Annotated in this window: 12 protein-coding genes; 7 read left to right on the top strand and 5 right to left on the bottom strand. The window is 43.5% G+C overall.

The window, feature by feature from the left end; all coding sequences use genetic code 11:
- A partial coding sequence (locus L5M18_RS12535) for a transposase family protein (protein ID WP_263197144.1) occupies nt 1-140 on the bottom strand: 140 nt, incomplete at its 3' end.
- A gap of 303 nt (nt 141-443) precedes the next feature.
- Between L5M18_RS12535 and proC the strand changes: the two genes are divergently transcribed.
- From proC to L5M18_RS12500, 7 genes are all read left to right on the top strand, one after another.
- The gene (gene proC / locus L5M18_RS12530; protein WP_263197141.1) at nt 444-1,262 is read left to right on the top strand and encodes a pyrroline-5-carboxylate reductase; all 819 of its coding nucleotides are present in this window, start codon (nt 444-446) and stop codon (nt 1,260-1,262) included.
- Between the two features lie 46 nt (nt 1,263-1,308).
- The gene (locus L5M18_RS12525; protein ID WP_105251874.1) at nt 1,309-1,857 is read left to right on the top strand and encodes a YggT family protein; all 549 of its coding nucleotides are present in this window, start codon (nt 1,309-1,311) and stop codon (nt 1,855-1,857) included.
- Entirely contained in the window at nt 1,857-2,162 is a 306-nt protein-coding gene (yggU, locus tag L5M18_RS12520; RefSeq protein ID WP_263197139.1) for a DUF167 family protein YggU, read from the top strand. The genes L5M18_RS12525 and yggU overlap by 1 nt, the downstream gene beginning before the upstream one ends.
- Before the next feature lie 135 nt (nt 2,163-2,297).
- The gene (locus tag L5M18_RS12515; protein ID WP_113939419.1) at nt 2,298-2,732 is read left to right on the top strand and encodes a DUF4426 domain-containing protein; all 435 of its coding nucleotides are present in this window, start codon (nt 2,298-2,300) and stop codon (nt 2,730-2,732) included.
- Between the two features lie 122 nt (nt 2,733-2,854).
- On the top strand, nt 2,855-3,472 hold the full coding sequence (rdgB, locus tag L5M18_RS12510; RefSeq protein ID WP_131523655.1) for an RdgB/HAM1 family non-canonical purine NTP pyrophosphatase: 618 nt from the start codon (nt 2,855-2,857) through the stop codon (nt 3,470-3,472).
- Nucleotides 3,472-4,638 carry a radical SAM family heme chaperone HemW gene (gene hemW / locus L5M18_RS12505; protein ID WP_263162131.1) on the top strand — a complete coding sequence of 389 codons (1,167 nt, stop codon included), beginning with the start codon at nt 3,472-3,474 and terminating at the stop codon, nt 4,636-4,638. Before rdgB ends, hemW begins: the two co-directional genes overlap by 1 nt.
- A gap of 152 nt (nt 4,639-4,790) precedes the next feature.
- Entirely contained in the window at nt 4,791-6,641 is a 1,851-nt protein-coding gene (locus tag L5M18_RS12500; protein WP_263197137.1) for a DUF885 domain-containing protein, read from the top strand.
- A 655-nt stretch (nt 6,642-7,296) separates the two neighbouring features.
- Here L5M18_RS12500 and L5M18_RS12495 read toward each other — a convergent pair.
- The 4 genes from L5M18_RS12495 to L5M18_RS12480 form a co-directional block, all read right to left on the bottom strand.
- A complete protein-coding gene (locus tag L5M18_RS12495; RefSeq protein ID WP_006082526.1) occupies nt 7,297-8,238 on the bottom strand; it encodes a LysR family transcriptional regulator in 942 nt (313 codons plus the stop codon).
- A 440-nt stretch (nt 8,239-8,678) separates the two neighbouring features.
- Nucleotides 8,679-9,500, bottom strand: coding sequence for a YggN family protein (locus L5M18_RS12490; RefSeq protein ID WP_219233935.1), 822 nt, complete (start codon nt 9,498-9,500; stop codon nt 8,679-8,681).
- 183 nt (nt 9,501-9,683) lie between these two features.
- Nucleotides 9,684-10,598, bottom strand: a complete 915-nt coding sequence (gene glsB / locus L5M18_RS12485; protein WP_028761292.1) for a glutaminase B — start codon at nt 10,596-10,598, stop codon at nt 9,684-9,686.
- Nucleotides 10,598-10,924 carry a YggL family protein gene (locus L5M18_RS12480; RefSeq protein ID WP_028761293.1) on the bottom strand — a complete coding sequence of 109 codons (327 nt, stop codon included), beginning with the start codon at nt 10,922-10,924 and terminating at the stop codon, nt 10,598-10,600. Before L5M18_RS12480 ends, glsB begins: the two co-directional genes overlap by 1 nt.
- Between the last annotated feature and the right edge of the window lie 12 nt (nt 10,925-10,936).

Below are 10,936 nucleotides of genomic sequence, written 5' to 3'. Positions count from 1 at the left end.
ATATCTTCCCAGCCCTCACAGCCTGCGATAACTGCACACAGCGTTAAAAACACCACGTCAAACAAGGGATAAACGACCTTAGATGCTTGCCTTGGGTCTTCTAATTCTGAAAAGTGCTCTGCAAAAATATCGATGTTCATAAACTGGCTCCGCGTAAAAGCCAGTATCTGATCACAACGGAAGATCGCGGTCAATCAGTTATGTTAAAGTGCGCGTTAAATGTTCGTGATCTTGCCCTGGCATTTAGTTAGAGGTCAGTTTAACCTTGTTTTTAGCACTTTATGCCCAAATACTGTATTCAAGAACACCGAACATTAACGATTTAAGAGCAATTAGCGAGAGTCGATAATTAGGCTCAGTCATTCAAATGACTAACCGTTTTATCATCTTAATTTAAGGTGAAGATGTTACAAGTTAACGGTTAATACACTGAAGAGAATCAAATGGATCAACAGAAAATCTGCTTTATCGGTGCCGGCAATATGACGCGCAGCATCATCAGTGGCTTAGTCAATAGCGGCTATCCAGCTCAACTCATCCAAGCGACTAATCCCAGCCAAGGTAAACTCGATGCACTAAAAGCCGATTTTGGGATTTTGGTTTCTCAAGATAATTTAGCCGCGGCGCAAGCTGCCGATGTCATAGTACTTTCGGTAAAACCACAATTGATGCAACAAGTTTGTGAAGCATTACAGACAGTCGAGCTGTCGAATAAGTTAGTCATCACTATCGCAGCGGGCATTAAGGCAAAGCGATATACCGACTATCTGGCACAAGACATCAAGCTTATCCGCGCTATGCCAAATACGCCGATGCAAATTAGTGTGGGTATGACTGGCCTCTATGCGCCTCAAAGCATTACTACCGAGCAGAAAGCCATTTGCGATCGTTTGATGTCAAGCGGCGGCGAAATTGTGTGGGTAAATGAAGAGTCAGATTTAGATCAAGTGATTGCACTATCGGGCAGTTCACCGGCTTATTTCTTTTTGCTAATGGAGTCTATGATAGATGCAGGCAAAGAAATGGGAATGGATGAAATAAAAGCCAGAAGTTTAGTGCAGCAAGCTGCGCTTGGCGCTGCTATGATGGCAAAGCAAAACCCACAACTGACCTTAGGTAATTTAAGAGAGAATGTTACTTCAAAGGGCGGCACCACCGCACAGGCGCTGGCGACATTTGAAGCTGCGGATATGCGCGGCTTAGTAAAAAAAGCCATGGAAAACTGTATTAATCGTGCTGAAGAAATGGCTAAAACATTTTGATCCACTAACACGTTTTTATATCGAACTTTAATAGGTAGAAATCTCGATGAATGCATTTACCTTTTTAATCACCACTCTATTCGATCTCTATTTGATGGTGGTGATTTTGCGGATTTGGTTACAACTGGCAAGGGCAGATTTTTACAATCCTTTTAGCCAATTTATTGTTAAAGCAACTCACCCGCTCATCGCACCAATGCGCCGTATTTTGCCTTCCTTAGGGCGATTTGATACCGCATCTTTCGTCCTCGCATTATTGGTTGTGATAGCCAAGCTGCTACTAATTAGCCTCATTGCGGGCGGTGGCATAGACATACTGTTATTTTTGCTGTTTGCCGTTGTATCTGTGGTCAAAAAAGCAGGGGTACTTCTATTTTGGATGCTATTAATACGCGCAATCTTAAGCTGGTTTAACCAAGGCTATAATCCAATTGTAATGATTATGGGTCAGTTAACTGAACCCGTATTAGCACCAATACGTCGTATCATACCGCCAATTGGTGGTTTAGATTTATCCGTAATGCTGGTCATTATTGGTATGAATTTCCTCAATATGTTACTTGCTCAATATATCCCTTATTGGGCTGTGATCTAATGAGTGCAGTGACTTTGCAGCAAGGTGACTTGCTGCTTAATCTCTACATTCAGCCTAAGGCTAGCCGAGATCAAATTGTAGGATTGCACGGTGATGAGCTAAAAGTAGCCATCACTGCGCCGCCTATTGATGGCAAAGCGAATGCCCATTTAAGCAAGTACTTAGCAAAAGCTTTTAAAGTGCCAAAGAGCGACATTCATATAATGAAAGGTGAACTTGGCCGACATAAACAAATCCGCATTATTGACCCTAAGATCATCCCAAGTGTCATTACTGAACTGATGGGGCAAGATAGTGAAAGGTAATTCAGTTGAAAGATCACTCAGTTAAAGAATCGTACAACTGAAAACGAATTAATCCTTTGAATGCTATTAATTTATTGGAAAAAATAGTCACGGCGGCCCTATAATCCAACATTCCCTAATATGAGGTATCCCATCATGTTCCGTAATCTTCTCGCTGTATTAGCCCTCACGGCCAGCCTTTGCGGTGTTGCAAATGCCGAGCAAAAAGAAACTGTCGGCAATTTTGATATTCATTACATGGCACTTGGCAGTACATTTTTAACGCCTAGCATAGCCAAATCCTATGGCATTAAGCGCAGTAGCTACACTGGCATCATCAATATTGCCGTATTAGATATTAGCGAAGCAAATAAGCCCGCAGTACCCGTTGAAATTACTGGAGTTGCTAATAATTTGTTAGATGCGCGAATCAATCTAACGTTTAAAGAGATCCGCGAAGGTGATGCGATTTATTACATTGCCGAAGTACCCTACCGCGATGATCAGGAAATCAACTTCAATATCGCAATTAAATATGGCAATCAACTGAACACGAACTTACAGTTCAAGCAAAAATTCTACGTTGAATAAACCTATTTTATACCTTTGTTGGCGTTGCTTTCCTGTAGCGCCAACCCCTTTCCCTGTCCTTTACTATTGAGCTTGGGTATCATAGTGCCAACGCACGTCGCCCCATTTATGATAGGTATTCCATGCAACAAATCGTCCTCGCCAGCGGTAATAAAGGCAAACTCGCTGAATTCGATCAAATGCTCGCAAGCTACGGTGTCACTGTACTGCCGCAGAGCCAGTTTAATGTCAGCGAAGTAGCAGAAACGGGTACCACTTTTGTAGAGAATGCCATTATCAAAGCAAGGCATGCCGCCGAAATCACCGGACTTGCGGCCATTGCCGATGATTCGGGTTTAGAAGTGGATTTACTCCAAGGCGCTCCAGGCATTTATTCAGCACGTTACGCAGGCGAAAATGCCAAAGATCAAGACAACGTATTGAAACTACTTGAGACGTTAAAAGACCAGCCAGCACCTCGCGGGGCAAGATTCCAATGCGTACTGGTATATATGCGCCATGCGAAAGACCCTACCCCGATTATTTGCCAAGCCTCATGGGAAGGCCAAATCGACTTTAGCCAACGCGGCGCTAATGGCCATGGTTACGATCCGATTTTTATCCCTGAAAATTATCAATGTAGCGCGGCAGAGCTGAGCAGCAACGAGAAAAATGCCTTAAGTCATCGTGGTAAAGCTCTAGTGCAACTCATCGCTGCCATGCAAGCCCAAGGCGTATTAACTGGCGGGAATGCACAATAATGTCGTCAACTGCCGTGACTACTACGATGAAGCTCGAACTGCCACCACTCAGTCTGTATATCCATATTCCCTGGTGCGTACAAAAGTGTCCCTATTGTGACTTTAATTCCCATGGCCAAAATGGCGAACTGCCACAAGAGGCTTATGTTGATGCGCTATTGGAAGACTTACGCCAAGATTTACATCTCGTCCAAGGGCGGCAGATCCATACCATCTTTATCGGTGGCGGCACGCCATCATTATTCGATGCTAAACAAATCAAACGCATACTCGATGGTGCCAATGCGCTAATTCCCTTTAGTGACAATATCGAAATCACTATGGAAGCCAATCCTGGTACTTTAGAGCACGATGACTTTAGTGCCTATCGTGCAGCGGGCGTCACTCGTTTATCTATCGGGGTGCAGAGCTTTTCTAAGGATAAACTCAACTTACTCGGACGTATTCACGATCAAAACGAGGCACAAGTCGCCGCTCAAAAAGCCAGCCAAGCGGGATACTTGAGTTTTAACCTCGATTTAATGCATGGATTACCCAACCAAAGTTTTGCTGAAGCTATGGCCGATATCGACACGGCAGCGGCGCTTAACCCGCCACACCTATCTTGGTATCAGTTAACAATTGAGCCCAACACCCTATTCCACTCAAAACCGCCGCAGCTGCCCGATGACGAAGCGCTCTGGCATATCTATGAGCAAGGTCAACAAAAGCTGGCCGCATTAGGGTATGAGCAATACGAAATATCTGCCTACGCAAAACCTGGTTACCAATGTAGGCACAATCTCAACTACTGGCAGTTTGGTGATTATCTAGGCATAGGCTGTGGCGCCCACGGCAAAGTGACGTTGCCAGAAGAAAACCGCATCATACGCACGGTAAAAATTAAACATCCCAAGGGATATCTGAGTGCACACAACTACACCTTCGAATCGATTGAAGTTGCAGAGGAAGACCGCGCGCTCGAATATTTAATGAATCGCCTGCGTCTGATGACACCTATTCCTAAGCAAGAATTTGAACTGCGCACAGGACAACACAGAGACACATTGACCGAAGGAATGGAAAAAGCCAAACAACGCGGTTTACTCACAGAATCCGCTGAACATTGGCAATTAACCAGTAAAGGTCATATGTTTGTTAATGATTTACTGACACAATTCTGCTAAGCCTGCCGTTAAAATAGCTCTATAAATAATGTGTTAGCTTTCAATAGTGCAGTTTAATACTATTACTGCTAACACATTTTCTAACACTAATATCCATACATTCTTGTTCCGCTTCTTTAGTATTGATGCAAATCAATCTAGGAAGCCTGATCATGCCAATAAAAACTAAAATCAGCTTAGTCGCACTGACCCTTTCAGCTCTGCTGACCATTCCCGCGTATGCAGCATCAACTGCGCCAGCCTTACACAGTGCAAGCGAACCTGTGAATGCAGTAGCGCAAACCGAATCAGAAAAAGCCAATGCCCTGTTCGAAACCATCTTCATGGAAAACATTATGGCGAGTCCCATTTCGCAGACCTATATGGGGATCAAGCAAGACTATGATAAATGGGATGAACTAGGTGATGCCGCCGATGATAAAACCCTAGATCGCACAAAAAAACAACTGGAGCGGGTCAATCAGATTGATGCGACCAAACTCGATCCACAAACTCATCTTAGCCTCACGTTACTGAAGCAAAATCTGCAAAATGACATCGAAGATGACCAATGGCGCTATCATAATTACCCTGTGAATCAGATGTATGGTGGCCACTCTATGATCGCCTCCTTCTTAATTAACCAACATCAAATCACAGATGTCAGCGATGCCAAGGCCTATATCAGTCGCTTGAATGGCGTTCCCAAACGCTTAAGTCAATTACAGACAGTATTAGCCATTCGCGCAGATAAAGGCATTATCGCGCCTAAGTTCGTATTCGCTTATGTGATTTCAGACAGCCAAAACATCATCAAAGGTGCGCCTTTTGATAAGGGCGACGACAGCGCGCTACTCGCAGATTTTCGCCGTAAAGTGAACCCATTAGCGATTCAAGAGACAGAGAAGCAAGCACTGCTTAAACAGGCTGAGCAAGCACTCATTACTCAAGTTGAACCCGCCTATAACAAGCTCATCAGTTACATAAAAACCTTAGCAGCCAAAGCTGATGACCGCGATGGTGCGTGGAAACTCCCTAACGGCCCCGCCTATTACAATAATGCCTTGGCACGAACGACCACGACAAACATGAGCGCCGATCAAATCCATGACTTAGGACTTTCTGAGGTGGAACGTATTCACAATGAAATGCGTGCCATCATGAAGAAGGTCAATTTTAAAGGCGATTTGCAGCAATTCTTTAGCTTTATGCGTGATGATCCCCAGTTCTACTACCCCAATACCGCCGAAGGCAAAGCCGCCTATTTAGCTGAGGCGACTAAGTTCATCGACAATATGAAGTCGCGCTTGGATGAAGTGTTCAAAGTAAAACCTAAGGCCGCCATGGTAGTGAAGCAGGTTGAAGCCTTTAGAGAAAAATCTGCTGGTAAAGCCTTCTATGAACAACCAGCACCGGATGGTTCTCGTCCAGGTAGCTACTATGCAAACCTATATGACATGAAAGCCATGCCAAAATACCAAATGGAGGCGCTGGCCTACCACGAAGGTATTCCAGGTCACCATATGCAGATCGCCATTTCCCAAGAACTGCAAAATATTCCTAAGTTCCGTAAGTTTGGTGGCTATACCGCGTATATTGAAGGCTGGGGTTTATATAGCGAATCTTTCCCAAAAGAAATGGGACTCTACGCCGATCCTTACTCTGACTTTGGTCGCCTAGCAATGGAGTTGTGGCGTGCCTGTCGCTTAGTCGTTGATACTGGCATCCACACAAAAAAATGGACCCGCGAGCAAGGCATAACCTATTACGTGGACAATACGCCAAATGCTAAATCAGATGCGGTGAAAATGGTTGAACGCCATATCGTTATGCCATCGCAAGCGACAGCTTATAAAGTAGGTATGATTAAACTACTAGAGATAAGACATAAAGCAGAGCAACAGCTTGGCAGTCAATTTGATATCCGCGACTTCCATACGCTAGTACTTGCTAACGGCGCATTACCACTGGATGTGTTAGAGCAACAAGTCGATCTCTGGATAGCCAGTAAGAAGCAGGCCTAATGCCTTAATGCTTAGCCGTGAAGCACTGTTAACTTGCTTCACGACTAAAGCGACATAAGTGAAAGTCTTAAGCTGCGCCCAATAAAAAAGCCACTCGAAAGTGGCTTTTTTATTGGTACCATTATCCCGTTAGATAACAGAACCCTTCTCACTGTGGGTCACTATATTTGTTGCATTAATATATGCTTTAGCACTCGCCTTCACATCATTTAACACACAGTTGCGACTTTAGGGTACAGGGAGACAAAACTTGTGCTCAAGGCTACAAACCATCAATAAAAAATTACCTCAGCGATAAGGCTGAGGTAAACCAAAAACTAGGATGATGGTTTAAAGAGCCAACATTGTTTTAGTTCTCAAACTTCTGTTGGCTGTGATCCAAAACTGCATTAACGCCGACCTGTATACAAAAATTGAAAGGGGTCATTTCCAATAAACGTATAGGACTCAGATCATTCCGAATCAACTGTTACCATTGTATTCAATTAAGAACAGAGTTCAAGGATGTTATAAAAAAGTGCTTTAGTAACCCCTAAAAAACCATCAACAAATGTACTCATTAACTCAACCTAAAGCATTGATTTTAAATGACCAGAAAAGTACCTGCCCAATTTAAAACCACATAAGACTGCTTTTGAGAACAATGTTTCCTATTTTACTGACGTTTACTGAATAATTCGACATAGGGAGCATCCCAATACGGTGGCGTTCCTATGTGATCTTTGATGAATTCGATAAAAGAACTAACCTTAGGTGCTAAGTGCTTACGACGGGGATAAACCGCCTGCAATGGCAGATGGTGGGTCAATTGCCAATCCTTCAGTAAAGGCACTAATGTCCCTTTAGCAATTTCATCTTCCATCAGATAACTCGCAAGATACACAACTCCAAGACCACTGATTGCAGCAGATTTTAATGCAGGCGCATTATCCACCCTGAAATTACCCGATACGCCAATTTCACAGTAGTCATCACCCTTCTTAAATTGCCACATGCTGTGCTCGTGCCACTCACCTTGATAGACCAAACAGTTGTGGTCAACTAGCTGCTCAGGTCGAGTTGGCTCGCCATGTTGAGCAATATAGCCAGGCGAAGCAACTAACAGGAATTGGCACTTCATCAGAGGTCTAGCAACCATGCCAAGCGGTAATTGCTCAGACATAGTTAACAGTAAGTCTAAGCCTTCGCTCACGACATCCACTTTATGGTCCAGTAAGCTCACTTGTAGCTCAAGCTCAGGGTGTTTTGCCATAAAAGATGGCAACGCAGGAATGATATGCATCACCCCAAAGGATTGGGAAATACCCACCTTGAGCACGCCGCGGGTCGCATCATTTAAGTTATGCACGCTGGCTATCGCTTGTTCAGCGTCACGCAGCAGTTCTTCACCTTGCAGATACAGCAAATGCCCTGCTTCAGTCAGACTTAAGCTGCGGGTGGTACGTTGAATTAATTGAACACCAAGTCTATGTTCAAGATCGGCGACTTGTGTACTGACCTTAGACTTAGAGATCCCAAGCCTTCTTGCGGCGGCACTAAAACTACCTGCTCTGGCCACATGAGTAAAAATCGCAATAGGTTCTAACAGTTCTAACATGGAAGTCGCCTTAAGCTGTTTACGACAATGATATTAACTTTCGGTGAACAACTATGGTTAGCGTAATCATCGCTTAAAAATAACCATAGCATTGATATCTCGCATCAAAATGATATAACGCAGAGATTTAGACCGAAAAAGTCCACTAAAGTAGGGGGTTATATCTGACTGATATGCCAGCTTTTAATTATATTTTAAGAGTATACCAAATATTCGTCTCTAGACTGTAACATTCCGAACTAAATCGCTGCAAGCCTAGCCTATTAAGCCACATCAACTTAGCCATAAGGGTTGTCGCCACGATTAAACCGTAGCCAATAAAAAAGCCCCTAGTCGATAAATTGACTAGGGGCGTAGCATTCAAGTTTGACTCATGCACAAGGAGATAGAAGTTATTGCAGTTAAAACTAAGGGCGATTCGCAAGAACTATTTACAAGAACTATTCACGCAGTTCCTTGGTTGAGTTTTGTGTCAACACATAAGGTGCTAGTTCTGGCACTTCTTGGCGCAATTGATTTTCAAGCACTAACAAATTTTCAAATCGGTCGCACAAACGGTCAGCCTTAGCTTCTAATCCCTTAGATTGGCTCTCAACTTGTTGCTCAATATCTTGGCCTAAATTGTCCATTTTTTTGGAGAAGGTATCCATCTTGGCTTCAAAATTCTCACCGCCACCAGACATGATTTGGCCACCTAAGTTCATCATAATTGCGCCAATTGAATTCTGGACAATTTGTTCCATTTCCTGCTCGAATTCATCGTTAAATGTACTTTGCATCGAGTCTTCAGTCGCCCCTAAATAGAAGCTATCACCATTCTTATAAGCCACTGAATCAACCCGTTTTTGAACGCCAGCCATCATTTCATCAAATTTTGCACCAGCGGCATCACCCATTAAAGGTGTTAAGGCCATACCAACCGCTTTGGAAGCAAGAGATACTGCCTCATTCACCAGTTCAATCACTTCTGGCACTTGAGTCGAAACTTCATCGGCATATTGAGTAACCAATTTTTTCTGCTTGTCGGTTAAGTTAACTTGCTTACCTTCCACAAATAACTTGTCAACTTCGATACGATACTTTTCTGTGCCCTTCTCGCTCATGACTAATTTTTTAGGCTCAACCATAACGTCATAATTTAAGGCGACTTCACAGCGTTCATCTATTTTTGGCTCTGTTTGTGCTTGCGCCAGCTGTACGCTAGATGTTCCTAAAATCACGCCAGATAATGCAAATCCAGTTAATAACTTATTTAATTTCATTTTTGTTCGTCCTTTAATCTGAATAATTCGATAAACCTAAACTACTGAATAGCTTATAGCAGGAGATGCGCCAACTTTATAACAATATGATTATGTTGGATTTTTAAAGTTAGCACTAAAAGGTCATTAGCGAAATTCGCTAACATTTAGTCTGATAGTGCTAATAAAAAACGAGAGATAAGACTAGAAAATAGAACGACCGAGACGCTGACTGAGATGCTCAAGCATCGCAGTGCCCGCAAGTGAGTTGCCATTATTATCGAGTTCTGGCGACCATACACAAATCGACAGTTCTCCAGGGATCACGGCAATAATACCACCACCGACGCCACTTTTACCTGGCATACCAACACGATAAGCAAACTCACCCGCACCATCGTATAAGCCAGAGGTTGCCAACAGAGCGTTAAGTTGTCGAGTTTGCACTTGAGAGATAAGCTCAGACCCTGTGATACTTTTACCGCGATTAGCCAAATACAACATGGCCTTAGACAAGTCAGCACAATTCATCTTCAAGGCGCAATAATGAAAATAGGTGCGCAGCACAGTATCAACATCGCCTTGAAAATTACCAAACGACTTCATCAAATAAGCGATAGCCGCATTGCGCGCACTATGCTGATATTCTGAATCTGCTACTTGTTTATCGAAACACACTTTATCGTTTTGGCTTAGTTGCCTGACTAACTCAAGCATTCTGTGTTTAGGAGCACCTAAACGACTCTGCAATAAGTCAGCAATCACTAACGCGCCAGCATTGATAAAGGGATTACGCGGCTTGCCACGTTCTAACTCGACTTGTACTAAAGAGTTGAATGAATGGCCCGAAGGTTCTTTGCCAACACGGCTCCAGATTTCGGCTTCTTCATACAAAGTTAACGCTAAGGTTAAGCTGAAAACTTTGGAGATACTTTGAATCGAAAACGGCTCAAGGTAATCGCCCGCACCTAAAGTTTCACCGTCAACAGTCGTGACGGCAATGCCTAATTTTCCAGCATCAACGCTGGCCAGTGCGGGGATATAATTTGCAACCTTTCCTTGGCCGAGCAAGGGTCGAACTTTCTCGACCACTTCCTCAAGTAATGCCAACTCGGGCATTAACCCCACCAAATGTCGTACAGTTCGCTAACTTCAACCTGAGACACTTTTTGGGTCGCCCAGAATGCCTTAACTGCAGCAATATCTTCTTCGGTACATTTCCCAATCGTTTGAGTGGCGATAATGCCTTCCCATTCGATGTGGCCGCCGCCATGGAAACCTAATTTACGGGTTTCGATCACTTCATCGATGAATTTATCTACAGTTGCATCGATATCGGCTTCAGATACTGATGCATCAAAAGTCCAAGCCATATCGAAACCTAACTCTTGGAATTCATCAACGCGCATTTTCTTACGTAAACGACGGCTACGATTAGTTGCCATAGTGATTTTCCC

The organism is Shewanella sp. SM20 (assembly GCF_025654545.1).
In the GTDB taxonomy this organism is placed as follows: domain Bacteria; phylum Pseudomonadota; class Gammaproteobacteria; order Enterobacterales; family Shewanellaceae; genus Shewanella; species Shewanella oncorhynchi.
The sequence above is the reverse complement of the archived record's forward strand: the minus strand, read 5'-3'. Positions and strand labels throughout refer to the sequence as shown.

Bases quoted from the DNA above. Each gene is read 5' to 3' on its own strand.
- glsB (WP_028761292.1), bottom strand. From the start codon at position 10,598: ATGCCCGAGTTGGCATTACTTGAGGAAGTGGTCGAGAAAGTTCGACCC.
- rdgB (WP_131523655.1), top strand. From the start codon at position 2,855: ATGCAACAAATCGTCCTCGCCAGCGGTAATAAAGGCAAACTCGCTGAA.
- proC (WP_263197141.1), top strand. From the start codon at position 444: ATGGATCAACAGAAAATCTGCTTTATCGGTGCCGGCAATATGACGCGC.
- hemW (WP_263162131.1), top strand. From the start codon at position 3,472: ATGTCGTCAACTGCCGTGACTACTACGATGAAGCTCGAACTGCCACCA.
- L5M18_RS12525 (WP_105251874.1), top strand. From the start codon at position 1,309: ATGAATGCATTTACCTTTTTAATCACCACTCTATTCGATCTCTATTTG.
- yggU (WP_263197139.1), top strand. From the start codon at position 1,857: ATGAGTGCAGTGACTTTGCAGCAAGGTGACTTGCTGCTTAATCTCTAC.
- L5M18_RS12480 (WP_028761293.1), bottom strand. From the start codon at position 10,924: ATGGCAACTAATCGTAGCCGTCGTTTACGTAAGAAAATGCGCGTTGAT.
- L5M18_RS12500 (WP_263197137.1), top strand. From the start codon at position 4,791: ATGCCAATAAAAACTAAAATCAGCTTAGTCGCACTGACCCTTTCAGCT.
- L5M18_RS12515 (WP_113939419.1), top strand. From the start codon at position 2,298: ATGTTCCGTAATCTTCTCGCTGTATTAGCCCTCACGGCCAGCCTTTGC.
- L5M18_RS12490 (WP_219233935.1), bottom strand. From the start codon at position 9,500: ATGAAATTAAATAAGTTATTAACTGGATTTGCATTATCTGGCGTGATT.
- L5M18_RS12495 (WP_006082526.1), bottom strand. From the start codon at position 8,238: ATGTTAGAACTGTTAGAACCTATTGCGATTTTTACTCATGTGGCCAGA.